The organism is Streptomyces yaizuensis (assembly GCF_034961445.1).
Lineage (GTDB): Bacteria > Actinomycetota > Actinomycetes > Streptomycetales > Streptomycetaceae > Streptomyces > Streptomyces yaizuensis.
Map to the genome: position 1 here is coordinate 28,287 of NZ_BSBI01000007.1, position 24,778 is coordinate 53,064.

Consider the following 24,778-nt stretch of genomic DNA (forward strand, 5'->3'; position numbering starts at 1 on the left):
CAGGACACGTACGACAAGCACGACCGAATACCAGATGTCCAGACACTCCAACGACGGAACTTTGATGCGAAGCAGCGGCAGGAACAGCGGGAACAGCGGCGGCCGGGGCAACCGGGGCGCCGGCGGCAACCGGGGCGGCAGCGGCAGCAGCGGCAGCGGCGGCGGGCGCGGCACCTACCGGGGTGCCGGGAACAGCCGCGACGACCAGCAGAAGCGCGCCGGCCGGCCCCGTCCCGAGGAGCGCCGCTACGACGTGGGCGGTTCCCCGGAGGACAAGGGGAGCGGCGGCCAGCGCAAGGGCCGGGGCACGGCAGCGCGCGGCGGCGCCAAGGGCGGCCCCAAGCAGTCCCAGGCGCCCCAGCGCGGCGCGGCCGGGCGGACCACCCCGGCCCGCTCCCGCGAGTACGACACGCGGGCCGAGGAGCGCAACCGCGAGCGGTACGCCCAGCGGCCCGAGATCAAGACCCCCAAGACCTTCGGGGACCAGGAGGGCGAGCGCCTCCAGAAGGTGCTGGCACGGGCCGGTGTGGGCTCCCGCCGCGCCTGCGAGGAGCTGATCGAGGCGGGCCGGGTCGAGGTCAACGGCTCGATCGTGCTGGAGCAGGGTGTCCGCGTCGACCCCGAGAACGACGAGATCAAGGTCGACGGGCTGACCGTGGCGACCCAGTCGTTCCTGTTCTTCGCGCTGAACAAGCCGGCGGGCGTCGTCTCCACGATGGGGGACCCCGACGGCCGGCAGAACCTGGGCGACTACGTCACCAACCGCGAGACCCGGCTCTTCCACGTCGGCCGGCTCGACACGGAGACCGAGGGCATCATCCTGCTCACCAACCACGGTGAGCTGGCCCACCGGCTGACCCACCCCCGGTACGGCGTGAAGAAGACCTACCTCGCCGCCATCCAGGGGCCCATCCCGCGCGACCTGGGCAAGCGGCTCAAGGACGGCATCCAGCTGGAGGACGGGTACGCCCGCGCCGACCACTTCCGCGTGGTCGAGAACACCGGCAAGAACTACCTCGTCGAGGTGGTGCTGCACGAGGGCCGCAAGCACATCGTGCGCCGGATGCTCTCCGAGGCGGGCTTCCCGGTCGACAAGCTGGTCCGCACCGCCTTCGGGCCGATCGGCCTCGGCGACCAGAAGTCCGGCTGGCTGCGCCGGCTGAGCAACACCGAGGTCGGCATGCTGATGAAGGAAGTCGGCCTCTAGAGCCCCCTCCCCGTAGACGCTCCGGCCCTCCCAGCGGGCCGCCGCTCCGGCACCCCTGGTGCCCGGCCGCCCGGCCGGCGCCCGGAAGAAGCCCGCGACCCGCCCGGGTCGCGGGCTTCCCGTGTCTTGTGCCGCCCCCGGCATCGCTTTATAGTCAACATGACCATTCACTATGGTCATGTTGACCACTGTCATCGGGGGGTGGCGCACCCGGCCCCCGTGCGACCCCGGGAGGACGCCGGATGAGGGCTGACGACGAGACGGCCGGAGCGGGCGGGGCGACCCGTGCGACCCGTACGACCGGAGTGGCCGAAACAGCCGGAAAGGACGGAAAGTACGGAAAGGACGGAGCGGCCGGGGACGCGTACGACCCCCGGGCCTTCCCGCCCTTCGCCGTCACCGTCGACCTCGCCGTCTTCACCGTCCGCGACGCCCGCCTCCAGGTCCTGCTGGTCCGGCGCGGGGAATCCCCCTACCGCGGCTCCTGGGCCCTGCCCGGCGGCTTCGTCCGCCCCGACGAGTCCGCGGGCGCGGCCGCCCGCCGCGAGCTGGCCGAGGAGACCGGCCTCGGCGCCGACACCGTCCGCCCGCTCCACCTCGAACAGCTGCGCACCTACAGCGACCCCGGACGCGACCCGAGGATGCGGGTCGTCTCCGTCGCCTACGCCGCCCTCCTGCCCGATCTGCCGGAACCCCGGGGCGGCGGCGACGCGGCCCACGCCCAGTGGGTCCCCCGCGACACCGCCGGACCCCTCGCCTTCGACCACGACACGATCCTCGCCGACGCCCACGACCGGATCGGCGCCAAGCTCGAATACACCTGCCTGGCCACCCGTTTCTGCCCCGCCGAGTTCACCCTCGGCGAGTTGCAGCAGGTGTACGAGACCGTCTGGGGCGTCCAGCTCGACCGGCCCAACTTCCGGCGCAAGGTCCTCGCCACACCCGGCTTCGTCGAAGCCGTCGAGGGCCCGCCGCGCCCCACCGGCGGCCGGGGCAAACCGGCCGCGCTCCACCGCGCGGGCCCCGCGTCCGCACTGCACCCGCCACTCCTGCGACCGGAAGGACGACCCTCCCCATGAACACCCTCAGGTCCCCCGGGACCCTCACCCGGCGGGCCGCCACCGGCGCGCTCACCGGGCTCGCCATCGGGGACGCCCTCGGCTTCCCCACCGAGTTCGACGACGTACCGCAGATCCTGGCGAAGACCGGCCCCTGGCGGGAGATGGCACTGCCCACCCCCGCCTTCGTCACCGACGACACCCAGATGGCCCTGGCCGTGGGGCGGGCCGTCCGCACCGCCATGGACCGGGGACTGCTCACCGGCCCCCGGCTCACCGGGCCGCTGCGCGAGGAGTTCGTCCGCTGGCTCACCTCCCCGGACAACAACCGCGCCCCCGGCCGCACCTGCATCGTCGCCTGTGAACTCCTCGCCGATGAACGGCTGCCCTGGATGCAGGCCTCCCAGATCGGCTCCAAGGGCTGCGGCGCCAATATGCGGGTGGCGCCCATCGGGCTCGTCCCCGGCCTCAGCGACCAGCAGCGCGCCGGGGCCGCCCAGCTCCAGTCCGCGCTGACCCACGGCCACCCCACCGCGCTCGCCGCCTCCGACCTCACCGCCCGCGCCGTCCACCTCCTCTCCCGGGGAGCCGACCCCCAGCAGCTGGTGGGACGGCTGCGCTCGTACGCGTACGAGAACCGCACCCGCTACCACGAGCGCTGGCTCGGCGCCCTGTGGAGCCTCACCGCCTCGGACCCCTCCCCCGAGGAGTTCATCGCCCGCGGCTGGGACGAGTGCCTGGCCGCCCTGGACCGGCTCGCCGCCGCGCTGCGCGCACCCGACCCGGAGGCCGACCCCTGCGCCGCCACCGGGGACGGCTGGATCGCGGAGGAAGCCCTCGCCACCGCGCTCCACTGCTTCCTGCTCTTCCCCGGCGAACCGGTCACGGCCGTCCGCCGCGCCGCCTGCACCCGGGGCGACTCCGACTCCATCGCCGCCATCACCGGCGCCCTCGCCGGGGCCCACCGGGGCGCGGACGCCTGGCCCAAGCAGTGGTCCGAGCGGATCGAGTACCGCAGCGACCTGCTCTCCCTGGGCGCGCTCTGGGACGCCTGACAGGACCGCGGGGCTCAGGGCAGGGACCGCAGCGCCGACGCACGGCGGGCCCGCCGCAGGAAGTCCGCCACCCGCGCCCGGTCCGGCTCGCCGGGCAGCGGGCTCCCCGCCAGCGCCCGGTCCGCCTCCGCCACCGCGCGCTGTGCCCAGCGCCCGATCTCCGCGGCGGGGACCTCGCCCCGCTTCACCGCCAGCAGCCGGTCCCGCTCCGCGCCCACGTCGAGGACCAGCTCCCCCGTACGGAGCAGGTCCCGGCAGGACAGCAGCAGCCGCAGCAGGTGCACCGCCTGCTTCCAGCGGGGCTCGCGCCCCTGGGCCAGCCGCGCCTCCAGCCGCCGGTGCTGGCCCAGGGCGTAACCCACGAAGCTCTCGTGGACCCGCCGCGAGAGAAAGGCCCCGCGCAGCTCCCGCAGCTCCCGGCCCCGCTCGTCGATCCGCTCCACGAGCGGGGAGTACAGGCACTCCAGGGCGTTGGGGTCGGCCCGCAGCGCCAGCTCGCAGAAGCGCTCCAGCTCCCACGAGAACTGCTCGTCGGCCGGGCCTTCGAGATGAGTGGGCGGCTTCTCGAACCGCCAGTACAGCTCGGTCGGCGCCAGGAAGACGCCCCGGCGGTCGATGTCGCTGTCCGCGCCGGCGAGCCCATGGGCCCGGGAGCCCATGACGCAGGAATAGATCGTGTGGTCGCGTACCAGCTCTTCCGGGGTCATGGGCGACAGGCTATGAGCAGGCGGGGGGCTCGGGCCCCTGGTTATCGGGGGTCCGCCGGTCCACCGGCCACGCCGCCGCCGAGCGCTGCGCCGGTGGGCGCGGGAGCGCGCGGCCCGGCCGCTGACTACGCTGATCGGAGCATCCACGGACACGAGCGGGCAAGGAGCACACGGTGGCGGTAGGCGCGGTCCTGGGAGCCGTCCGGCGGGAACGGGACGGCGCCGGACACCCGGGCGGACGCGTCGGGCGGAACGCCACCGCGCGCACCGTCCCGCACCCCACCCCGGGCCCCGCCCGGAAGCCGGACGTCACCGGCGCCGTGCCCCGTGCCGTACGGATGCCCGCCCACGTCGAGTCGGGCCCCGACCGGTCCGGGACCACCCACGGGTACCTCGGCCCCGCCGCTCTGCGCAAGGACATCGCCCAGTGAGAACCGCCGTCGTCATCGGAACCGGCCTGATCGGTACGTCCGCAGCCCTCGCCCTGGTGGCGCGGGGCGTCACCGTCCACCTCATCGACCACGACCCCGAGCGGGCCCGGACCGCCGCCGCCCTCGGCGCCGGCACCGACGACCCGCTCCAGGGCCCCGTCGACCTCGCGATCATCGCCGTCCCGCCGGCCCACACCGCCACCGCGCTCGCCGACGCCATGCGGGCGAAGATCGCCCGGGGCTATCTCGACGTCGCCAGCGTCAAGGGCGGGCCCCGGCGCGAGCTGCGGGCCCTGGGCCTGGACCTCTCCGCGTACATCGGCACCCACCCCATGTCCGGGAAGGAGCGCTCCGGGCCGCTGGCCGCCACCGCCGAGCTGTTCGAGGGCCGGCCCTGGGTGCTCACCCCCACCCCCGAGACCGACACCGAGGTCCTGAACCTCGCCCTGGAGCTGGTCGCGCTCTGCGGCGCCGTCCCCGTCGTCATGGACGCCGACGCCCACGACCGGGCCGTCGCCCTCGTCTCCCACACCCCCCAGCTGGTGTCCTCGATGGTCGCCGCCCGGCTGCGGGAGGCGGACGAGACCGCGGTGCGCCTGTGCGGCCAGGGCATCCGGGACGTCACCCGGATCGCCGCCTCCGACCCCCGGATGTGGGTCGAGATCCTCTCCGCCAACCCCGGCCCGGTGGCCGACGTGCTCGCCGGGATCGCCGCCGACCTGGACGAGACCGTACGGGCGCTGCGCTCGCTGGACTCCTCCGACGAGGCCAAGCGCGAGGACGGCGTCGCCTCGATCGAGGACGTGCTGCGCCGGGGCAACGCGGGCCGCTCCCGGGTGCCGGGCAAGCACGGGGCCGCCCCCACCGCGTACGAGATCGTCGCCGTGCTCATCAGCGACCAGCCGGGCGAGCTGGCGCGGATCTTCGCCGACGCGGGCCGCACGGCCGTCAACGTCGAGGACGTCCGGATCGAGCACGCCACCGGGCAGCAGGCGGGTCTGGTGCAGCTGATGGTGGAGCCGTCCGCGGCCCCCGTGCTGGCGGCGGCGCTGCGCGAACGCGGCTGGTCCATCCGTCAGTAAGGTCGTGTCTTCACAGTCCCGTCTGCCCGGCGTGCCCTGGCACGGCACCTCGCTGCGTTGTCGTCAGTCGCCGATGCTCCGCATGGACTCCTTCCTCCGCCTTGCGATGCACCGCACCAGACCCCGCCGGGCCCGCCCTCCGGGCGGACGACGCTACTGTGAAGACACTCCCTAGCGGCGCGCGGCCGGCCCGCGCCGGGTGCCCGCCGGGCACCCCGGGGCCGGTCCGCCCTACGCGTGTCCATGACGGGCCCCGGCAATCGGTAACCTTGTCAGGGGCCCACCGCACTTTCGCCGGCCCCTCTCCCCACCTCAGGAAAGGTGTCCGCCACCGTGGAATCCGTGATCGTCGCCATCGACGGCCCCGCCGGCACGGGCAAGTCGAGCACGTCCAGGGCCGTGGCCGCCGAGCTGGGGCTGAGCTACCTGGACACGGGCGCGCAGTACCGGGCGATCACCTGGTGGATGATCAGCAACGGGGTCGACACCGCCGACGCGGCCGCCATCGCCGCCGCCGCCGACAAGCCCGCGATCGTCTCCGGCACCGACCCGGCCGGGCCGACCATCACCGTCGACGGGGCGGACGCCTCCGGGCCCATCCGCACCCAGGACGTCAGCTCGAAGGTCAGCGCCGTCAGCGCCGTCCCCGAGGTGCGGACCCGGATCACCGAACTCCAGCGCTCCATCGCCGCCGCCGCCCCCCTGGGCATCGTCGTCGAGGGCCGGGACATCGGCACCACCGTCCTCCCGGACGCCGATCTGAAGATCTTCCTGACCGCGTCCGCCGAGGCCCGCGCCGCCCGCCGCAGCGGCGAGCTGAAGGGCTCCGACCTCGCCGCCACCCGCGAGGCGCTGATCAAGCGGGACGCCGCCGACTCCAGCCGCAAGACGTCCCCGCTGGCCAAGGCCGCCGACGCGGTCGAGGTGGACACCACCGACCTCACCCTCCAGCAGGTCATCGAGTGCGTGGTGACCCTCGTCCGCGAGAAGCAGGCCGGCGAGTGACCACGGCCGCCCCCGCCCGGCCGGGGGAGAACACCCCCTCCGCGCGGGGCGCCGGCGTCGGCCGGGGCATCGGCATCGGCCTGATGTACGGGCTGTGGCGGCCCCGGGTCCTCGGCGCCTGGCGGGTGCCGTCCACCGGGCCGGTGATCCTGGCGGTCAACCACACCCATATCCTGGACGGCCCGATGCTGATGGGCACCGCGCCCCGGCCGGTGCACTTCCTGATCAAGAAAGAGGCGTTCATCGGCCCGCTGGACCCGTTCCTGCGGGGCATCGGGCAGCTGAAGGTGGACCGCTCGGGCACCGACCGCACCGCCGTCACCGGCGCCCTGGCCGTACTGGAGCACGACGGCGTCCTCGGGATCTTCCCCGAGGGCTCCCGGGGCGAGGGCGACTTCGCCTCGCTCCGCGCCGGCCTCGCCTACTTCGCGGTCCGCACCGGGGCGCCGGTCGTCCCGGTCGCCATGCTGGGAAGCGACGAGCGGCCCGGACGGCTGATCAGCGCGCTGCCCCGGCTCCGCGGCCGGGTGGACGTCGTCTTCGGCGACGCCTTCCAGGCCGGGGACGGCAGCGGCCGCCGCACCCGCACGGCCCTGGACGAGGCCACCACCCGCATCCAGGAGCGGCTGCGCGTCCATCTGGAAAACGCCAGGCGCCTCACCGGGCGCGCCGGGTAAGACTTGAGCTGTGGACCGCCCACCGGCGGTCCGGTTGACGACAGAGGAACGGACTTCATGAACGACCAGCACGACCACGGAGCACTCGGCGACGCCGAGTACGCGGAGTTCATGGAGCTTGCCGCGGAAGAGGGCTTCGACCTGGAGGACGTCGAGGGCGCGCTCGACGAGGCGGGCCACGGCCCGCTGCCCGTCCTCGCCGTCGTCGGCCGCCCCAACGTCGGCAAGTCGACCCTGGTGAACCGGATCATCGGCCGCCGTGAGGCCGTCGTGGAGGACCGGCCGGGCGTCACCCGCGACCGCGTCACCTACGAGGCCGAATGGGCGGGCCGCCGCTTCAAGGTCGTCGACACCGGCGGCTGGGAGCAGGACGTCCTCGGGATCGACGCCTCCGTCGCCGCCCAGGCCGAGTACGCCATCGAGGCCGCCGACGCGGTCGTCTTTGTCGTGGACTCCACCGTCGGCGCCACCGACACCGACGAGGCCGTCGTCCGGCTGCTGCGCCGGGCCGGGAAGCCCGTGGTGCTCTGCGCCAACAAGGTCGACGGGCCCAGCGGCGAGGCGGACGCCGCCGCGCTCTGGTCGCTCGGCCTCGGCGAGCCGCACCCCGTCTCCTCCCTGCACGGCCGGGGCACCGGCGACATGCTCGACGCCGTCCTGGAGGCCCTGCCGGAGGCCCCGGAGCAGTCCTTCGGGACCGCCGTCGGCGGCCCGCGCCGCATCGCCCTCATCGGCCGCCCCAACGTCGGCAAGTCCTCCCTGCTGAACAAGGTCGCGAAGGAGGAGCGGGTCGTCGTCAACGAGCTGGCCGGCACCACCCGCGACCCGGTCGACGAGCTGATCGAGCTGGGCGGCGTCACCTGGAAGTTCGTGGACACCGCCGGCATCCGCCGCCGGGTCCACCTCCAGGAGGGCGCCGACTACTACGCCTCGCTGCGCACGGCCGCCGCCGTCGAGAAGGCGGAGGTCGCCGTCGTCCTCATCGACGCCAGCGAGTCCATCAGCGTCCAGGACCAGCGGATCATCACCATGGCCGTCGAGGCGGGCCGGGCGATGGTCGTGGCGTTCAACAAGTGGGACACCCTCGACGAGGAGCGCCGCTACTACCTGGAGCGGGAGATCGAGACCGAGCTGGGCCAGATCGCCTGGGCGCCCCGCGTCAATGTCTCGGCGGTCACCGGCCGGCACATGGAGAAGCTGGTCCCCGCGATCGAGACCGCGCTCGCGGGCTGGGAGACCCGGGTGCCCACCGGCCGTCTCAACGCCTTCCTCGGCGAGCTGGTCGCCGCCCATCCGCACCCGATCCGGGGCGGCAAGCAGCCGAGGATCCTCTTCGGCACCCAGGCCGGCACCAAGCCGCCCCGGTTCGTCCTCTTCGCCTCCGGCTTCCTGGAGCACGGCTACCGCCGCTTCGTGGAGCGCAGGCTGCGGGAGGAGTTCGGCTTCGAGGGCACCCCGATCCACATCTCGGTCCGGGTCCGCGAGAAGCGCGGCCGCAAGAAGTAGGCGACCGCCGTCGCCCCCGCTGCCCCGGACGGGTCCGCCCGCGCCGGGGCAGCGGTGTGTCACACGCCCCGGCGCGGGGCCGGTGGCAGCGCCGCCGGATGGTGCCCGGCGGGGGCGCGGGGAGCGGCGTACGGCTGCCAGCCCGCACCGGCGCCCGCGTAGGGGCTGTGGAGACCGGCCAGCGGCCCCATCCCGTGGAAGGGGGCGAGTGGCCCGCCGCCGAACGACCGGAACGCCAGGTCCTCCTCGCCGCTCCGGTCCCCGGGCAGGGTCCGAAAGGCCCTGCGGTACTCGGCGCACAGGGCGTCGTACAGGGGTGTCGGGGCCGCCGGGGGAACGGCGGGGGACGCCAGGGGCGCGCGGGAGTGGTCGTGCGGTGTCCCGTGCGCGGGCCGCATCGCGGGGACCTGACCGTACGGATGGCGGCTGGGGTCGTATGAGTGCACGTACCTGAAACGACGCACGCCCCCGGCCCGTCACTGCCCGGCCCGCTCGGGACACCGGCCCCCGGGAGCGTTGCGTCCCGGCCGGAGGCGGCAGGGGCCCCCGGCGTACGCCCGAGGGCGGCGGCTCAGGAGGAGCCGGTGCCCGCCAGCGGCATCGCGGCGGCCACCAGCCGGCCCCCGGCGGCCGCCTTCTCCAGGGCGTCCCGCATCAGGTCCTCGCGCGGCTGCTGGCCGATCGAACCGGACGGCGCCGCGTACACCAGCACCGTGTGGGTCTTGTTGGCGGTGGTCCGCCAGTCCTCGGTGACCTGGAGCGGCTGGTGCGCCTGCCACCAGGCGACGGGGCTGCCCCCCGCCGGTCCCGGCTGGAGCACCGCGTGCAGCTGCCCCATCGCCAGCAGCACCGACCAGCCGGAGAGCGGTACGGGTGGCTGATTCACGTCGTGGACCGGGGCGAAGCCCTGCTCGATGAGGAGGGGCAGGAACACATCGCCGCCGCTGCCGCCGGTGCCGGGACGGGCGATCGGCCCGGTCGGCTCGACCACCAGGGCGGGGTGCAGCTCGCCCTGGACCAGGATCAGTCCGCTGGTGATCCCGAGGACCGCCTGCCCGGGCGCGGGCTCCGGGGCTGGCACCGGCGGGGGAGCGGCGACGGGCGCCGCGGCCGGAGCGGGAGCGGGAGCCGGGGCCGGGGCGGGGGCCGCCGCCGGGCGTTCGCCGGTGATGGACCGCACCGCCCCCTGGAGCTGGGCCTCGGCGACCCGGACCACCTGGGAGGGGATGCAGCCGGCGTGCGCGAAGGCGAGAACGGCCGTCTCCTCACCGACGAACAGCACCGTGCTGGTGCGCTCCTGCCCGATGTCCCCCGGGGTCCGGCAGGAGGTGCAGTCATAGCTGCTCGGGGCGGACTCGCCGGCGAGCAGCCGGTCGGCTTCCTGATCACCGATCTCGGCGCGTACGTCCTCGCTGACGTCGAGCATGCGCGGCACGGGTGGCTCCTCGGACTCGTTCTCGTGCCGGGCGGCTCCCGGCTCCTCCAGGGTTCAACGGGTTTCCGTTGCGGGAGTCACGCCCGGAGGGGAACGGAATCGAACCGCCGCGCGCGCGACGCGGAGCGTGGCCGAAATCCGCTGCCGCGCGCCGGGAGTGCGCAGGTGAACCGCCGGTGGGTCCGCACCCGGTCCCGACCGTGCGCCCCCGGGGACGGGCCGCCCTCCCCGGGGGCGTAAGGTCCGGTGCTGACCACGTAGAACGCTCCCGGGGGAAACGGACGCCACCGACCATGCGCATCTCCTTTCTGATCCACAACGCCTACGGGATCGGTGGCACGATCCGTACGACCTTCAACCTCGCCCGGGTGCTGGCCGAACGCCACGATGTCGAGATCGTCTCGGTCTTCCGCCACCGCGAGGCCCCGATCATGGGGGCGCCCGACGGCGTCGTCCTGAGGCACCTGGTCGACCTCCGCAAGAACAGCCCCGGATACGACGCCGACCACCCCGACTACAGCCGCCCCGCGAAGGTCTTCCCGCGCGGCGACGGACGGCACAAGCAGTACAGCCGGCTCACCGACGAACGGATCGCCGCGCATCTGGCCGCCGTCGAGGCCGACGTCGTCATCGGCACCCGGCCCGGACTCAATGTCCACATCGCCCGGCAGACCCGCCCGGGGCCGCTCCGCGTCGGCCAGGAGCATCTGACCCTGGACAGCCACGGCTACCGGCTGCGCCGCGAGATCGGCTACCGCTATCCGCTGCTCGACGCCCTCACCACGGTCACCGAGGCGGACGCCCGCGCCTACCGGGGGCTGGGCCTGCCCGGACTGCGGATCGACGCCGTGCCCAACAGCGTGCCCGCCCCCTCGGTCGAACCCGCCGACGGCAGCGCGAAGTACGTCGTCGCCGCCGGCCGGCTCACCCGCGTCAAGCGGTACGACGACCTCGTCGCCGCCTTCGCGCAGGTGGCCGCCGCCCGCCCCGACTGGCGGCTGCGGATCTACGGCAGCGGCGACAAGACCGGCAACGAGCGCGAGCAGCTGGCCGCCCAGATCGAGAAGCTGGGCCTGAAGGACTCCGTCACCCTGATGGGCAACGCCGACCCGCTGGAGAAGGAGTGGGTCAAGGGCTCCGTCGCGGCGGTCACCTCCGCGCGCGAGTCCTTCGGGATGACGATCGTGGAGGCCATGCGCTGCGGCCTGCCGGTGGTCTCCACCGACTGCCCGCACGGCCCGCGCGAGATCATCGAGGACGGTGTCGACGGGCGGCTGGTGCCCGTCGGGGACATCGACGCCATCGCCAAGGCCCTGCTCGACCTGATCGGCGACGACGAGGCCCGGCGCCGCGCCGGCCGTGCCGCCCTCGTGTCGGCCGAGCGCTTCGACCCCGCGACCATCGCCCTGCGGCACGAGGCCCTGTTCACCGAACTCGCCGCCGCCCGCTCCGGCGACGGCGCCTCCCGCAGCTCCGCGCGCGACGCCCTCTTCCGGGCCCAGGGCGCGGTCTTCGACGGCCTCTACGCCGCGCGCTACCGCGCGGCGGCCCTGCTGCGCCGGCGCTGACACCCCGGGCCGTCCCCGATCGATCCGGGCCGTCGCGGACAGGCTCTGTCCGCGGCGGCTGCGAGACTGGCGCCATGCTGGAAACCTCCGCACGGCTGCTGCGCCTGCTCTCGCTGCTCCAGGCCCACCGCGACTGGCCGGGCGCCGACCTGGCCGAACGGCTCGGGGTGACGGCGCGGACGGTCCGCCGCGACGTGGAGCGGCTGCGGGAGCTGGGCTATCCGGTCCACGCCAGTCCGGGCACCGGCGGCGGCTACCGGCTGGGCGCGGGGGCCCGGCTGCCCCCGCTGCTCCTGGACGACGAGGAGGCGGTGGCCGTCGCCGTGGGGCTCCAGACCGCCGCCGGGCAGGGCGTGGAGGGCATCGGCGAGACCTGCGTCCGCGCGCTCGCCAAGCTGGAGCAGGTGCTCCCGGACCGGCTGCGGCGGCGGGTCGCCGCCATCAACGCCGTCACCGTCCCCATGCTCCGGGCCCCCACGGCCCGGGTCGACCTCGCGGTCCTGACCGAGCTGGCCCACGCCTGCCGCGACGCCGAGCGGCTGCGTTTTCGCTACCGCGACCACGCGGGCGCCGAGAGCCGCAGGATCGTGGAGCCGCACCGGCTGGTCTGCACCGAACGCCGCTGGTACCTGGTGGCGTGGGACACCGAGCGCGCCGCGTGGCGGACCTTCCGGGCGGACCGGATCACCCCCACCCCGCCGCACGGCCCCCGCTTCACCCCGCGCACCCCGCCCGCCGGCGACCTGGCGGAATACGTGTCCCGGGGCGTCTCCACCGCCGCGTACGCCGAGCGGGCGGTGATCCGTCTCCTGGTCCCCGCCGAGGAGGCGGCCCGGGTGGTCGGTCCGTCGGACGGGACGCTGGAGCCGGAGGGCGAGGGCTCCTGTCTGCTGCGCACCGGCGCCGGCGGCCTCGATGTGCTCGTCATCCATGTGCTGCTGATGGGCGTGGACTTCGAGGTCGTCGAGCCGCCGGAGCTGACCGAGCGCCTCAGGGCCGCCCGGGACCTTCTCTCGCGGGCGCTGGGGGAGTGACGGGCCCCACCGGGGTGCCCCCGGTCAGCGCGGCGTACTCGGGGTGGTGCAGATCAAAGGCGGGGGACTCCGAGCGGATCCGGGGCAGGGTGGTGAAGTTGTGCCGCGGCGGCGGACAGGACGTCGCCCACTCCAGGGACCGCCCGTACCCCCAGGGATCGTCCACGGTCACCCGCGTGCCGTACTTCGCCGTCCGCCACACGTTGTAGAGGAACGGCAGCGTCGACAGGCCCAGCAGGAACGAGCCGATGGTGGAGACGGTGTTGAGCGCCGTGAAGCCGTCGGCCGCGAGATAGTCCGCGTACCGCCGGGGCATCCCCTCCGCGCCCAGCCAGTGCTGCACCAGGAACGTGGTGTGGAAGCCCACGAAGAGCGTCCAGAAGTGGATCTTGCCGAGCCGTTCGTCCAGCATCCGGCCGGTGAACTTCGGCCACCAGAAGTGGAAGCCGGCGAAGGTCGCGAAGACCACCGTCCCGAAGACGACGTAGTGGAAGTGGCCCACCACGAAGTACGAGTCCGTCACGGGGAAGTCGAGCGGCGGCGAGGCCAGGATCACCCCGGTCAGCCCGCCGAAGAGGAACGACACCAGAAAGCCGACGGACCACAGCATCGGGGTCTCGAAGGAGAGCGAGCCCCGCAGCAGGGTCCCCGACCAGTTGAAGAACTTCACCCCGGTCGGCACCGCGATCAGGAACGACATGAACGAGAAGAACGGCAGCAGCACCGCCCCGGTGGCGAACATGTGGTGCGCCCAGACGACGACGGAGAGCCCGGTGATGGCCATCGTCGCGCCCACCAGCGTCAGATAGCCGAAGATCGGCTTGCGGGCGAAGACCGGCAGGATCTCCGTGACGATCCCGAAGAACGGCAGCGCGATGATGTAGACCTCGGGATGGCCGAAGAACCAGAAGAGGTGCTGCCACAGCAGCGCGCCGCCGTTGGCGGGGTCGAAGACCAGCGCACCCAGCCTCCGGTCCGCCTCCAGGACCAGCAGGGACGCCGCCAGCACCGGGAAGGCGAAGAGCACCAGGATCGAGGTGAAGAGCACGTTCCAGGTGAAGACCGGCAGCCGGAACATCGTCATCCCCGGGGCCCGCATGCCGACGATCGTGGTGATGAAGTTGACCGCGCCCAGGATCGTGCCGAAGCCGGCGAGCGCGAGCCCCATGATCCACATATCGGCGCCCACGCTCGGTGAGTGCTCCATCGAGTTGAGCGGGGCGTACGCGAACCAGCCGAAGGACGCGGCGCCCGCCGGGGTGAGCAGCGAGCCCAGCACGATCAGCCCGCCGAAGAGGTAGAGCCAGTACGAGAGCGCGTTCAGCCGGGGGAAGGCGACATCGGGGGAGCCGATCTGGAGCGGCATGATCTCGTTGGCGAAGCCCGCGAACGCGGGGGTGGCGAAGAGCAGCAGCATGATCGTGCCGTGCAGGGTGAACGCCTGGTTGAACCGCTCGTTGTCGATCAGCTGGAGTCCGGGGCGGGCCAGCTCGGCCCGCATCAGCAGCGCCAGCAGTCCGGCGGCGAGAAAGAAGCAGAAGGAGGTGATCAGATAGAGATGTCCGATCTTCTTGTGATCGGTGGTGGTCAGCCAGGGCACCAGTACCCGGGCGAGGCGGGGTCCGCCCGTCGCGGTCCGCTCCTCGGGCGGGGCCGGGGTCTCTGTTCCGCTCACTCGGGGAGCCCGCTCCGGCCCGGGAATTCCACAGCGTTCGGCGAGCGGCCCGTCGAAAGGTCCGCCAATTCGTCCTCCGCTGATCGTCCGCTCATGACAACCGGGAATTCTGCATGATCAGGGGACGTCACGGAATTACCGTACGGCGGGTGTCGAAGTGCTCGTTCGGGTGACATGACAGCCGTCCCGAGGGGTGGACGGACCTGTGACAGAAGTGTGACCCCTGAGGGATGTGACTGCAGGGACGGGACGCACCCGTCCGCTTCCGTCACCGTCCGCTGCCGCCTACGGTGGAGTCATGGCACCCATACCTCCCCCGCCGGGGCACCCTGACGAAGCTCCCGCGGCCTATGTCGGCCTCACCGCCGAGAGCGCCGAGCGGCGGGCCCGGGAGCACGGCTGGCGGACCGTCCGCTCGCTCCCGCCCGGGGCGATCATCACCATGGAGTACCGGGAGGGCCGGCTGAACCTGGAGGTGGAGGGCGGCACCGTCGTCCGCTGCTGGGCCGGCTGACCCTGAGTACGCCGAAGGCCCCGGCCGTGTTCGCCACGGCCGGGGCCTTCGGTCTGCTTCTTCCGGTACGGGGGTCAGCCGCCCGCCGACGGCCGCCGCGAGGCGGGCGCGGGCGTCGCGCCGGCCTGGGCGACCGCGGACCGCTCCACGCGCGCGGGCTGCGGGATCGTCTGGGAGAGCCGGTCCCCGGCCCCGGGTCTCGCACCCGCGGAACCGGACCCGGCGGACCCGGCCTGGGCGGCGCCGGACCGTGTGCCCACCGCGCCGACCGTCTCGCGCGCCGGTGCCGCTGTCGCCGCCGGCGTCGTGATCGGGGCGCCGTCCGGGCGGACGCGCTGGGCGACCAGGGCCGGCCGGGGCCCGCCCGCCGCCACCGGCAGGGAGGGGGAGTGCCGCCGCCGGGCCCGCCACCGCTCGCGCACCCGGTCCCGCCGGGCCAGCAGCCACACCTCGGCGCGGCCGATCAGCGGCTCGCACCAGGGCAGCGCCAGCAGGATCAGCAGCCCCGCCGCCCAGCCGAGGAGGACGTCGCTCAGCCAGTGCGTACCCAGATAGACCGTGGTGAGCCCGACCCCGAGCGAGACCGTCGCGGAGAGCGCCGACAGATAGCGCCGGGTGATGGGGGTGGTGGCGAGGTAGGCCAGGATGCCCCACGTCACCACCGCGTTGGCGGTGTGGCCGGAGGGAAATATATCCCCGCCCGCGAACAGCTCGGCCGAACCGATCTGCGTCCCGTAATGGGGGCCGAGCCGGCCCAGGCCGATCTTGACGGCGCCCACGGTCGCGTTGAGCAGCAGCAGGGAGACGCCCAGCACCAGCAGGGGCCGCACGGTGTGCTGCCGCCAGGAGCGCCAGCCCAGCCAGGCGGCGACCATCACGGCGGTGGGGCCGCGCTGGCCGAGCACCACGAAGGAGTCCAGGAACGCGTGCCACTCAGGCCACTGCTGGTACGGCCGGAAGAGCATGACCTTCCAGTCGAGCAGTACCAGCCAGGTCGAGGCCAGCACGGCGACGACGATGGCGAGATAGAACACGGACGTCCCGCCGAAGAGGGCGAGCCGCGTCCGGCTCATCCGCGGGATCTCTATCTTCGGCGGTTCCGGCTCTCGGTCCAAGCGGGCAAAGATGTCGGTACGCACCCAATCGACGTTACAGGGAGTGAGTGTGCGACCCGGGCGATCCCGCCGCTTTGTGATGACCATGTGATGTGGAGTATGTCTCAGCCAGGTGGATTATTCGGGGCCAACTCGGAAATCCCGGAGACCCTGCGGCGTATTGGCGAGACCGCATGCCGGAAAGCGCCTTTCGAAGCAGCGAATTGACGTTCTCCACCCGGCCGTATGAATTCTTTCTCACGTTTGACGGGTCCGGCGGCGGTGAAGCCCGCGGTACATCACGGGCACCTTGCCCCTTACCGCCCGGAACACGCGTGGCGTACACCACAGTCCGAGCGGGGAACCTGTGAGAGCTGGACCACGCGGGCGGGCGGGGAACTCGCGTAATCTGACGGCTCACTCGCCCGTCGATGCCGGACCGCCCGTGAGGCCAGTCCCCGGCTGGCCCGCCGAGCGCGAGGGGATCACTGGAGGTAAGTGCATGTCAGGGACGACCACGGCCGCGGCACGACTGCGCGCGGCGGGCGGCGGCAAGGACCGCTGGGTCGTTCTCCTCGTCCTCTGCGTCAGCCTGCTGCTGGTCGCGGTCGATGCCACCGTGCTGCACGTCGCCGTCCCCGCCGTCACCGAGGACCTGCGCCCCAGCGGTGTCGAGCTGCTGTGGATCGTCGACGCCTATCCGCTGATCTGCGCCGCGCTGCTGATCCTCTTCGGCACCCTCGGCGACCGGGTCGGCCGCCGCCGGGTGCTCCTCATCGGGTACGCCATCTTCGGCGCCGCCTCCGCCATGGCCGCGTTCTCCCGTACCCCCGAGACCCTGATCGTGGCCCGCGCCCTGCTGGGCGTCGGCGGCGCGATGATCATGCCGGCCACCCTCTCCATCCTGCGCGCGGTCTTCCCCGAGCGGCGCGAGCGGGCCATGGCCATCGGCATCTGGACCGCCGTCGCCGCCGTCGGCGCGGCCACCGGACCCGTCCTCGGCGGCTTCCTCGTCGAGCACTTCGCCTGGGGCTCCGTCTTTCTGATCAACATTCCGCTGATGGCGGTGATCCTGCCGCTCGGACGCTGGCTGCTGCCCGAGTCCCGGGGCGGTCTCGACGGCCCCTGGGACGTGCTCGGCGCGCTGATGGCCGCCGGCGGCATCCTCGGCACGGTCCTCGGGATCAAGCGGATCGGCGTCGGCCACTCCCTCCTCGACCTCCCGACCGCCGCACCGCTCCTCGCCGGTCTCGCGCTGATCCTCCTCTTCGTCCGCCGGCAGAAGGCCCGCCCGCAGCCCCTCATCGACATGCGGATGTTCGCCGCCCCCGCCTTCTCCACCTCCGTCGGCTGCATCGTCCTCGCCATGCTGGCCCTGGTCGGCCTCCAGCTGATCGCCGTCCAGTACCTCCAGCTGATCCTCGGGCTCGGCCCGATGGAGACCGGCCTGCGGCTGCTGCCGCTCACCTTCGCCGCGATGGCCGCCGGCGCCACCGGCTCGTACACCCTGTGCCGGATCGGACCCCGGCGGATGGTCGGCTGGGGCTTCGTCCTGACCGCCGCCGCCGTCCTGCTGCTCACCGCGATGGGCGAGCAGGACCGGCCCGCGCTGCTCACCACCGGATTCGTCCTGCTCGGCTTCGGACTCCAGACCACGCTGTTCGCGGCGTACGAGTCGATGCTCAGCGAGGCCCCGGCGGCCCACGCGGGCGGCGCCGCCGCCATCGGGGAGACCTCGTACCAGCTCGGCGCCGGCATGGGCATCGCCCTCCTCGGCAGTGTCATGAACGCGGCCTACGCCCCCGCCTTCGACGGGCTCGCCGGGGTGCCCGACACGGCGAGCGCCTCCGCCGCCCACTCGCTCGGGGAGGCGTACCAGATCTCCGACGGGCTCGGCGGCGGCGCGGGGGAACTCCTGCGCGAGACGGCCCGCCACTCCTTCGTCACCGGACTCCATGTCACCCTGCTGGTGAGCGCCGGGCTGCTGCTGCTCGGGGCGCTCGCCGCGCTGCGGCTGCCCAGCCGGGCCGACGGCGGCCCTCCGGAGAGCGACATCGCCGACGGGGTGCCCGCGCCCGCAGCCGTCCCGGACCACCCCGGTCCGCGCCGCGCGGCCCTGCCCGGGAGCCGGGAGTCCACCGAGGTGGGCGGCCCCGCGCGGTGCGCCCCGGCCGAGGCGGGCGGGTCTGGACGCGCGGCGCGCTGAGCCGTAACGTCGGCCCCCGCGACCACGACCGCGGCCGCGGGCCCGGGTCGCGGCACAACGCCGTACGACGCCGTACGACCGCGGAGGCCACCCGTGTTCGCAGAGCCCCTCAAGCCCGCCCGCTTCGAGCCGCTGGACCCCCTGGGCATCGACGACCTGCTCACCGGCGAGGACCGCGCCTTCCGCGACGCCGTGCGCGCCTGGGCGGATGAGCGGGTCGAGCCGTACATCGCGGACTGGTACGAGCGGGGCGAGCTGCCCGTCCTGCGCGAGCTGGCCCGTGAGCTGGGCGGCCTCGGGGCGCTGGGGATGTCCCTCACCGGCCACGGCTGCGCGGGCGCCACCCAGGTCCAGTACGGCCTGGTCTGCCTGGAGCTGGAGGCCGCCGACTCCGGGATCCGCTCGCTCGTCTCCGTCCAGGGCTCGCTGGCCATGTACGCGATCCACCGGTACGGGTCCGAGGAGCAGCAGCGGCGGTGGCTGCCCGCGATGGCGGCGGGCGAGGTCATCGGCTGCTTCGCCCTCACCGAGCCGGACCACGGCTCCGACCCGGGCGGCATGCGCACGTACGCCCGCCGGGACGGCTCCGACTGGGTGCTGACGGGCCGCAAGATGTGGATCACCAATGGCTCGGTCGCGGGCGTCGCCGTCGTCTGGGCGCGGACCGACGAGGGCGTGCGGGGCTTCGCCGTCCCCACCGACACCCCCGGTTTCTCGGCGGCCGACATCCGGCACAAGTGGTCCCTGCGGGCCAGCGTCACCAGCGAACTGGTCCTCGACGGGGTCCGGCTGCCCGCCGAGGCGGCCCTCCCCGGCGCGCAGGGGCTGCGCGCTCCGCTGAGCTGTCTCTCGCACGCCCGCTACGGCATCGTCTGGGGCGCGATGGGCGCCGCGCGCAGCTGCTTCGCCACCGCGCTGGAGTACGCGCGCACCCGGGAGCAGTTCGGGCGGCCCATCGGGGGGTTCCAGCTCACGCAGGCGAAGCTCGCCGACATGGCGGTCGAACTGCACAAGGGGATTCTGCTCGCCCACCATCTCGGGGTCCGGATGGACGCGGGCCGGCTCCTGCCGGAACAGGTCAGCTTCGGCAAGCTGAACAACGTCCGGGAAGCGATCGGGATCTGCCGTACGGCGCGCACCGTGCTGGGCGCGAACGGGATCTCCCTGGAGTACCCCGTGATGCGGCACGCGACGAATCTGGAGTCGGTGCTGACCTACGAGGGTACGGTCGAGATGCACCAGCTGGTGCTGGGGAAGGCGCTCACCGGCCTGGACGCCTTCCGGTGACCTCGCGCGGGGTGGGTCCCGCGGGGCGGGAGCCGGGTGGGCGGGACCGGAAAGCGGACGGCTGGGGCTCGGGAGCGCGCCCGATCAGCTCTGGTTGTAGAAGCCGTCGCGGGCACGGCCGGCGTTCTCCTGGCCCACGACCTGGGTGTTCGCCGGGCTCAGCAGGAAGACCCGGGTGGCCACCCGCTCGATGGAACCGCGCAGTCCGAAGGTGAGGCCGGCGGCGAAGTCCACCACGCGCTTGGCGTCGGCCGACTCCAGCGAGGTGAGGTTGACGATGACCGGGATGCCCTCCCGGAAGAGCTCGCCGATGCCCCGGGCGTCCCGGAAGCAGGTCGGGGTCACGGTCGCGATCCGGCGGCCCTCCTCCTGCGCGGAGTCGTCTGCCACCTTGACCCGGGGGTCGGTGACCCAGGCGTCACCGGTCTCCGCGCTCTCGGCGTACTCGGCGTACTCGTCGGCGTAGTAGCGCTCGTCGTTGTCGACGAGACCCAGCCATGCGCTCGCCTTGCGCACAGATCCCATGGACGCCTCCTTCCACTGCGGTCCGCTCACGAGCGGTCTTTCGTCTTTCCTGTCCCTATCGTCGTCCATCATGCGGATCGCGCGCCAAGTGGATAGCCGCCGCGCAGGTTTTTCGTGACGGGACTGGTGCAGAAGATGTGGTGCTTCGTCAGCTTCCTTCCACTTTACCGATGATGATCCGCACAAAATATGAAAGTCGGCCCGGATGGGTGAGGTGAGGGGGTACAGCCGGGCGTTCCGCCCGTTACGATGCCTGCCGCACAGCTGATCGACCCGGGCCCGCCATGATGGCCACGGTCGTCCCGGGCCGTCCAGGGGGGCGCGCGGGGCGTCCGCCGGGGGAGATCGGACACACCGGGGGAATACGGGGGGAATACGGTGTTCGGAATCGTCCGGCCCTGCGCACATCGGCTCACAGAGGGCCTGAAGACGGAGTGGATGGCCCATCTCTGCGGGCTGTGTCTGGCGCTCCGCGCCGACCACGGGCAGTTCGCCCGGGTCGCCACCAACTACGACGGCCTGATCATCTCGGTGCTGACGGAGGCTCAGTCCGTACGCGAACCGGGCCACCGGCGCACCGCCGGGCCCTGCCCGCTGCGGGCCATGCGCACCGCGCCCGTCGCCCGGGGCGAGGGCGCCCGGCTCGCGGCGGCGGTGTCGCTGGTGCTGGCCTCCGCGAAGGTCCGCGACCATGTCACCGACCGCGACGGCCTCCTGGCCCGCCGCCCGGTGGCCGCCGCCGCCCGCCGGGTCGCCGACCGCTGGGCGCGGGCCGGGGCGCGCACCGGCGCGAGCGTGGGCTTCGACAGCGCCGTCCTGCTCGACGCCGTCGGACGGCAGTCAAGCATCGAGACCCTCGCCGGGCCCGGCACCCCGCTGCTGACGGTCACCGAACCCACCGAGACCGCGACCGCCGCCGCCTTCGCCCACACCGCCCACCTCGCCGGACGTCCGCAGAACGCGGCCCCGCTGGCCGAGGCGGGCCGCCTCTTCGGCCGGCTCGCCCACCTCCTGGACGCGGTCGAGGACCAGACCGCCGACGCCGCGGCCGGCGCCTGGAACCCGCTGACCGCCACCGGCACCTCCCGCGAGGAGGCCCGCCGGCTCGCCGACGACGCCGTCCACGGCATCCGGCTCGCCCTGCGCGACGCCGACTTCACCGACGACGCACTCGTCCACGCCCTCCTCGCCCATGAACCGGCCGTCTCCGTGCGCCGCGCGTTCAACGACACGGGCTGTACGCACACGGCGGCCGCGACCGGGGCGGCGCCCGGCACCCGGGAACCGGGGAGCGCGAAGCCCGGCACCCCCGTCCCGCCGCCCCCCGAGCCCCGGGGGTTCCTCCCCGGCTGCGCCGCCTTCACCTGGGTCTTCTGCAGCGGTCAGATGTGCTGCTGCCATGAGTACGAGAGCCCTTGGTCGCGCAAGCGGCGCGAGGGCTGCTGCTACCGGTGCGACTGTCCGGCCAGCACGTGCGACTGCGGTGGCGGCAACAGCGGCCACGGCGGCGGGGGCAGCGGCGGTGGCAAGGACGGCTGTTGCGGCGACTGCGGCTGCAACTGCGACTGCGGTTGCAGCTGACCCGAGCTGACCCGAGCTGGCCCGAGCTGGCCCGAGCTGGCCCGAGCTGACCCGAGCTGACCGGAAGGGAGGGGTCGTCCCGCGCGGCCGCGGCCCCGCTCCTCGCCCCGGCCCCGGGGGAAGGAGCGGGGCCGGGGCACGCGGTCGCGGGTGGATCCGTCGGGCAGGCCGTGCGGGCCGTCCGCGGTACGGACGGTCCCGTGGTGCGGGGGAAGCCGGAAGAGGGGAGGGGGAAGCGAGGGGTGCGCGGCGCGGGGTGAGGTGGTGCCGTGGGCGGGCCGGTGGACCGGCGGGTGCGCGGATCCGGGGGATCCGTCAGCGAAGGCCGCCGGTCGCGGTGGGCGGGGCCACTGCGGCGGCAGCGGCGGGCCGGGTCAACAGGAGGCGGACCACACGCGACCGAGGTCGATGTGGGAGCGCTTGACCAGCCGACGCTGTGACGACATGGTCCCAGTGGAACAGGCATCCGATGCCGCGTCAACCGCGCCCGGACGGCGTGACCACAGTATGGACATCCTTGACAGCGTTCCGTGCGCACCGCCTAGCCTCGGGGCGGGGACCGTGCTGAGGGGCGCGTTCCTCCTGCGCGACGCACCGGCATCACCCACCGGTGCCCTGGTGAAGGCGGCCGTGTCCGATCCCGTATCCACGGAGCCTTCACATGGTCGTGCCCATCGGCAGCCCTTGCGGACCCCCGGGGTTCCCCCGGCCCGGGGCCGTGACGCCGCCGTGCGCCGAACCGGCGCCCCGGAGCGTCCGTTCGGTGGTTCGGAGCGTCCGTTCGGTGGTTCGGGAGAGCCGTGCGCCCCCGCCGGCCCGCCCCGCCCGCCCTGGACCCGACCATCCGGAAAGGCAGTTGCCGTCATGGCCCCCATCCGCCCCTTGCATCTCGCCGTCGCCCTGGACGGCCCCGCGCGGTTCGACGCCGCGCACTACGCCGGTCTCGTCGCCCTCGCCGAACACGGCGCCCTCGACTTCGTCACCCTCGGGGACCCCTACACCCGCCCCGGGCCCGAAGCCCTCTCCGTGCTCTCCCGTATCGCCCCCCTCACCCGCCGCATCGGCCTGGTGCCGACCGTCACCACCACCCACACCGACCCCCACCGGCTCGCCGCCGCTCTCGCCACCCTCGACTGGGTGAGCCAGGGCCGGGCCGGCTGGGCGGTGGGCGTGTCCGCGACCGAGGCCGGCGCCCGGCTCTACGGACACCACGCGGCCCCCGCCCCGGAGCGGTGGCGCGACGCCGAGAGGACCGTCCGGGTCGTCACCGACGTCTGGGACGGCCGCACCGACGTCTGGGACGGCCGCACCGGGGGCGCCGTCGACGGCGCCGGGGCCGACGGCGCCGGGTCACCCGGCCGGGTGCCGGGGCCCCGCACCGGCCGGGCCGCGCCCAGGCCGCCCCAGGGCCGGCCCCCCGTCGTCGTCGACCTCACCGGCGCCCGGGAGCCGGGCCGTCGCCTCGCCGCCCGCCACGCCGATGTCGTCCTGATCCGCGCCCGCACCCCCGACGAGGCGGCCGAGCGGCGGGCGACCGTGCTGCGGGAGGCCCGCGAGCTGGGCCGGGACCCCGCCGCCCTGCGGGTGCTGCTCTCGCTCTCCGTCGACCTCGGCGGCGGCGAACCCCGGCCCGGCTCCCTGGACCCCCGGCGCTCCGCCGCCCGCGCCGCGCACTTCAGCGGCGGACCGGTCGAACTCGCCGAGCTGATCGCCCGCTGGCACCGGGACGGCGCCGTCGACGGCTGTCATCTCGTCCCGCTCGACCCCCACCGCGATCTGGAACGCGTGGTCAACGGCACCGTCGCGCTGCTCCAGCACCGCAGCCTCTTCCGTTCCTTCCTCCCCGGCGGCACCCTGCGGGAACACCTGGGGCTGCCCCGGCCCGCGCGCGGCCGCGCCCCGGTGGCCGCCGGGACGGCCCGGTGACCGCCGCGCGGCGGCTGCGGCTCGCCGTCCGCCTCACGGGCGCCCCCGGCCGTACCGGCACGGCCTTCTCCCAGGTCGAACAGCTCGCCCGGACCGCCGAACGCGGACTCTTCGACTTCCTGCTGCTGGTGGGGGACGCCGGAACCACCGGTGCCGCCACGGACTTCGCCGACTGCGCCGCCCCCGCGCCCGGCTGCCCCGAGCCGCTGACCGCGCTGGGCGCGCTGGCCGCCGTCACCGACCGGATCGGCCTCGCCGCCGCCGTCGACCCGGGCGCCACCGGGCCGTACGACATCGCGCGCGCCGTGGCCTCCCTGGACCACCTCAGCGGCGGGCGGGCCGGCTGGGCCCTGGCGCCCCGGGACGTCCCCGGGCAGCGCCCGCCCCGCCGGGGCGCGGACCGCGCCGAACGGTACCGGCGGGCGGCGGAGTCCGTGCGGGCCGTCCGCGCGCTGTGGGACTCCTGGCCGCCCGGCGGCCCGCCCCGGCCCGTCGCCCACCACGGCCGGTACTTCACCGTCGAGGGCGAGTTCACCGTGCCCCGCTGTCCGCAGGGCCGGCCCCCCATCGTCGCCGTCCTGACGGCCGGGGACTCGGCCCGGGGCCGCGACCTCGCCGCCCGCACCGCCGACGTCCTGCTGAGCCGGCACCGGGGGCCCGCCGCCGGCCGCGCCCTGACCACCGCCGTCGGGGCCCGGCTCGCCGCCCACGGCCGCCGCCCCGCCGATCTCGCGGTCATGCCGGAGGTGACCGTCGTCCTCGGCGACAGCGCCGCCGACGCGGAGGAACGGGCCGCCGGGCTGCGCCGGCCGCGGACCCTGCCGTATCCGCCGGTCCCCGCCCGCCGGGGTTCCCCGCGCGAGCGGGACGGGGCGGTGCCCGGGCCCCTGGCCGTCCCCTCCGGCCCGCGCCGGGTCCCCGCCCGCCGCCGGACCCCCCTGCGGGCCGGAGGGCCGGCCCCCGAACCGGAGCACCCGTCGTTCACCGGCACCGCGGCGGCGGTCGCGGCGCGGATGGAGAGCTATCTGCGGGAGCGCGCGGCCGACGGTTTCGTCCTTGTACCGCACCCCGCCCACGGCGGACTCGACGAGTTCGTGGACCGGGTGGTGCCGCTGCTCCAGGAGCGCGGGCTGTTCCGCACCGCGTACGAGGGGGCCACGCTCCGGTCCCACCTCGGACTCCCCGAACCGGTGTGGAAGGGTTGA

The 24,778-nt window shown here is 74.3% G+C and carries 22 protein-coding genes; 16 read left to right on the top strand and 6 right to left on the bottom strand.

Translation table 11 applies throughout. The features are described 5' to 3' along the window. Positions 1-64 precede the first annotated feature (64 nt). The 3 genes from SYYSPA8_RS17775 (at position 65) to SYYSPA8_RS17785 (ending at position 3,320) form a co-directional block, all read left to right on the top strand. The gene (locus tag SYYSPA8_RS17775) at positions 65-1,207 is read left to right on the top strand and encodes a pseudouridine synthase (RefSeq protein WP_323448184.1); all 1,143 of its coding nucleotides are present in this window, start codon (positions 65-67) and stop codon (positions 1,205-1,207) included. A gap of 242 nt (positions 1,208-1,449) precedes the next feature. Then, the gene (locus SYYSPA8_RS17780; protein ID WP_323448185.1) at positions 1,450-2,286 is read left to right on the top strand and encodes an NUDIX hydrolase; all 837 of its coding nucleotides are present in this window, start codon (positions 1,450-1,452) and stop codon (positions 2,284-2,286) included. After that, the gene (locus tag SYYSPA8_RS17785; protein ID WP_323448186.1) at positions 2,283-3,320 is read left to right on the top strand and encodes an ADP-ribosylglycohydrolase family protein; all 1,038 of its coding nucleotides are present in this window, start codon (positions 2,283-2,285) and stop codon (positions 3,318-3,320) included. Before SYYSPA8_RS17780 ends, SYYSPA8_RS17785 begins: the two co-directional genes overlap by 4 nt. 14 nt (positions 3,321-3,334) lie before the next feature. Here the strand turns inward: SYYSPA8_RS17785 and SYYSPA8_RS17790 are convergent, their stop codons facing one another. Further along, a complete protein-coding gene (locus tag SYYSPA8_RS17790) occupies positions 3,335-4,027 on the bottom strand; it encodes a nucleotidyltransferase domain-containing protein (RefSeq protein ID WP_323448187.1) in 693 nt (230 codons plus the stop codon). 173 nt (positions 4,028-4,200) lie between these two features. Between SYYSPA8_RS17790 and SYYSPA8_RS17795 the strand changes: the two genes are divergently transcribed. From SYYSPA8_RS17795 to der, 5 genes are all read left to right on the top strand, one after another. After that, positions 4,201-4,458 (top strand): chorismate mutase, encoded by a 258-nt coding sequence (locus SYYSPA8_RS17795; RefSeq protein WP_323448188.1) that lies wholly within the window; start codon positions 4,201-4,203, stop codon positions 4,456-4,458. Then, positions 4,455-5,540, top strand: coding sequence for a prephenate dehydrogenase (locus tag SYYSPA8_RS17800; RefSeq protein ID WP_323448189.1), 1,086 nt, complete (start codon positions 4,455-4,457; stop codon positions 5,538-5,540). Before SYYSPA8_RS17795 ends, SYYSPA8_RS17800 begins: the two co-directional genes overlap by 4 nt. A gap of 321 nt (positions 5,541-5,861) precedes the next feature. Continuing rightward, the gene (gene cmk / locus SYYSPA8_RS17805; RefSeq protein WP_323448190.1) at positions 5,862-6,545 is read left to right on the top strand and encodes a (d)CMP kinase; all 684 of its coding nucleotides are present in this window, start codon (positions 5,862-5,864) and stop codon (positions 6,543-6,545) included. Positions 6,546-6,628: 83 nt separating this feature from the next. Next, the gene (locus SYYSPA8_RS17810) at positions 6,629-7,222 is read left to right on the top strand and encodes a lysophospholipid acyltransferase family protein (RefSeq protein ID WP_323448503.1); all 594 of its coding nucleotides are present in this window, start codon (positions 6,629-6,631) and stop codon (positions 7,220-7,222) included. 57 nt (positions 7,223-7,279) lie between these two features. Beyond that, the gene (gene der, locus SYYSPA8_RS17815) at positions 7,280-8,728 is read left to right on the top strand and encodes a ribosome biogenesis GTPase Der (protein WP_323448191.1); all 1,449 of its coding nucleotides are present in this window, start codon (positions 7,280-7,282) and stop codon (positions 8,726-8,728) included. Positions 8,729-8,787: 59 nt separating this feature from the next. Here der and SYYSPA8_RS17820 read toward each other — a convergent pair whose 3' ends face one another. Both SYYSPA8_RS17820 and SYYSPA8_RS17825 read right to left on the bottom strand, forming a co-directional pair. Continuing rightward, complete coding sequence (locus SYYSPA8_RS17820; RefSeq protein ID WP_323448192.1) at positions 8,788-9,174, bottom strand: hypothetical protein; 387 nt, start codon at positions 9,172-9,174, stop codon at positions 8,788-8,790. A 125-nt stretch (positions 9,175-9,299) separates the two neighbouring features. Next, a complete protein-coding gene (locus tag SYYSPA8_RS17825) occupies positions 9,300-10,163 on the bottom strand; it encodes a hypothetical protein (protein WP_323448193.1) in 864 nt (287 codons plus the stop codon). Between the two features lie 293 nt (positions 10,164-10,456). On the opposite strand from SYYSPA8_RS17825, the gene SYYSPA8_RS17830 reads away from it, so the two are divergent. Both SYYSPA8_RS17830 and SYYSPA8_RS17835 read left to right on the top strand, forming a co-directional pair. After that, entirely contained in the window at positions 10,457-11,731 is a 1,275-nt protein-coding gene (locus SYYSPA8_RS17830; protein WP_323448194.1) for a glycosyltransferase, read from the top strand. A gap of 74 nt (positions 11,732-11,805) precedes the next feature. Continuing rightward, positions 11,806-12,765: a helix-turn-helix transcriptional regulator gene (locus tag SYYSPA8_RS17835; RefSeq protein ID WP_323448195.1), complete on the top strand. Its 960-nt coding sequence runs from the start codon at positions 11,806-11,808 to the stop codon at positions 12,763-12,765. On the opposite strand, the gene ctaD is transcribed toward SYYSPA8_RS17835, so the two are convergent. Continuing rightward, on the bottom strand, positions 12,722-14,440 hold the full coding sequence (gene ctaD, locus SYYSPA8_RS17840) for an aa3-type cytochrome oxidase subunit I (protein ID WP_407706025.1): 1,719 nt from the start codon (positions 14,438-14,440) through the stop codon (positions 12,722-12,724). The two genes, SYYSPA8_RS17835 and ctaD, sit on opposite strands and share 44 nt — an antisense overlap. 298 nt (positions 14,441-14,738) lie before the next feature. Here ctaD and SYYSPA8_RS17845 point away from each other — a divergent pair, with 298 nt between their 5' ends. Continuing rightward, positions 14,739-14,954: an I78 family peptidase inhibitor gene (locus tag SYYSPA8_RS17845; protein ID WP_323448196.1), complete on the top strand. Its 216-nt coding sequence runs from the start codon at positions 14,739-14,741 to the stop codon at positions 14,952-14,954. Positions 14,955-15,028: 74 nt separating this feature from the next. Here the strand turns inward: SYYSPA8_RS17845 and SYYSPA8_RS17850 are convergent, their stop codons facing one another. Beyond that, positions 15,029-16,093, bottom strand: coding sequence for a phosphatase PAP2 family protein (locus SYYSPA8_RS17850; RefSeq protein ID WP_323448197.1), 1,065 nt, complete (start codon positions 16,091-16,093; stop codon positions 15,029-15,031). 457 nt (positions 16,094-16,550) lie between these two features. Here SYYSPA8_RS17850 and SYYSPA8_RS17855 point away from each other — a divergent pair, with 457 nt between their 5' ends. Both SYYSPA8_RS17855 and SYYSPA8_RS17860 read left to right on the top strand, forming a co-directional pair. Continuing rightward, complete coding sequence (locus tag SYYSPA8_RS17855; protein ID WP_323448198.1) at positions 16,551-18,254, top strand: MFS transporter; 1,704 nt, start codon at positions 16,551-16,553, stop codon at positions 18,252-18,254. 93 nt (positions 18,255-18,347) lie between these two features. Next, positions 18,348-19,541, top strand: a complete 1,194-nt coding sequence (locus tag SYYSPA8_RS17860; protein WP_323448199.1) for an acyl-CoA dehydrogenase family protein — start codon at positions 18,348-18,350, stop codon at positions 19,539-19,541. A gap of 84 nt (positions 19,542-19,625) precedes the next feature. On the opposite strand, the gene SYYSPA8_RS17865 is transcribed toward SYYSPA8_RS17860, so the two are convergent. Beyond that, entirely contained in the window at positions 19,626-20,066 is a 441-nt protein-coding gene (locus SYYSPA8_RS17865) for a cell division protein SepF (protein ID WP_323448200.1), read from the bottom strand. A gap of 378 nt (positions 20,067-20,444) precedes the next feature. Between SYYSPA8_RS17865 and SYYSPA8_RS17870 the strand changes: the two genes are divergently transcribed. The 3 genes from SYYSPA8_RS17870 to SYYSPA8_RS17880 all read left to right on the top strand — a co-directional run bounded on the left by SYYSPA8_RS17870 (position 20,445) and on the right by SYYSPA8_RS17880 (position 24,778). Beyond that, positions 20,445-21,647 carry a DUF5685 family protein gene (locus tag SYYSPA8_RS17870; protein ID WP_323448201.1) on the top strand — a complete coding sequence of 401 codons (1,203 nt, stop codon included), beginning with the start codon at positions 20,445-20,447 and terminating at the stop codon, positions 21,645-21,647. 864 nt (positions 21,648-22,511) lie between these two features. Further along, positions 22,512-23,573 carry an LLM class flavin-dependent oxidoreductase gene (locus SYYSPA8_RS17875; protein WP_323448202.1) on the top strand — a complete coding sequence of 354 codons (1,062 nt, stop codon included), beginning with the start codon at positions 22,512-22,514 and terminating at the stop codon, positions 23,571-23,573. Beyond that, positions 23,570-24,778 (top strand): LLM class flavin-dependent oxidoreductase, encoded by a 1,209-nt coding sequence (locus tag SYYSPA8_RS17880; protein ID WP_323448203.1) that lies wholly within the window; start codon positions 23,570-23,572, stop codon positions 24,776-24,778. The genes SYYSPA8_RS17875 and SYYSPA8_RS17880 overlap by 4 nt, the downstream gene beginning before the upstream one ends.

Bases quoted from the DNA above. Each gene is read 5' to 3' on its own strand.
- SYYSPA8_RS17775 (WP_323448184.1), top strand. From the start codon at position 65: ATGCGAAGCAGCGGCAGGAACAGCGGGAACAGCGGCGGCCGGGGCAAC.
- SYYSPA8_RS17780 (WP_323448185.1), top strand. From the start codon at position 1,450: ATGAGGGCTGACGACGAGACGGCCGGAGCGGGCGGGGCGACCCGTGCG.
- SYYSPA8_RS17785 (WP_323448186.1), top strand. From the start codon at position 2,283: ATGAACACCCTCAGGTCCCCCGGGACCCTCACCCGGCGGGCCGCCACC.
- SYYSPA8_RS17790 (WP_323448187.1), bottom strand. From the start codon at position 4,027: ATGACCCCGGAAGAGCTGGTACGCGACCACACGATCTATTCCTGCGTC.
- SYYSPA8_RS17810 (WP_323448503.1), top strand. From the start codon at position 6,629: ATGTACGGGCTGTGGCGGCCCCGGGTCCTCGGCGCCTGGCGGGTGCCG.
- der (WP_323448191.1), top strand. From the start codon at position 7,280: ATGAACGACCAGCACGACCACGGAGCACTCGGCGACGCCGAGTACGCG.
- SYYSPA8_RS17830 (WP_323448194.1), top strand. From the start codon at position 10,457: ATGCGCATCTCCTTTCTGATCCACAACGCCTACGGGATCGGTGGCACG.
- SYYSPA8_RS17835 (WP_323448195.1), top strand. From the start codon at position 11,806: ATGCTGGAAACCTCCGCACGGCTGCTGCGCCTGCTCTCGCTGCTCCAG.
- SYYSPA8_RS17845 (WP_323448196.1), top strand. From the start codon at position 14,739: ATGGCACCCATACCTCCCCCGCCGGGGCACCCTGACGAAGCTCCCGCG.
- SYYSPA8_RS17855 (WP_323448198.1), top strand. From the start codon at position 16,551: ATGTCAGGGACGACCACGGCCGCGGCACGACTGCGCGCGGCGGGCGGC.
- SYYSPA8_RS17865 (WP_323448200.1), bottom strand. From the start codon at position 20,066: ATGGGATCTGTGCGCAAGGCGAGCGCATGGCTGGGTCTCGTCGACAAC.
- SYYSPA8_RS17875 (WP_323448202.1), top strand. From the start codon at position 22,512: ATGGCCCCCATCCGCCCCTTGCATCTCGCCGTCGCCCTGGACGGCCCC.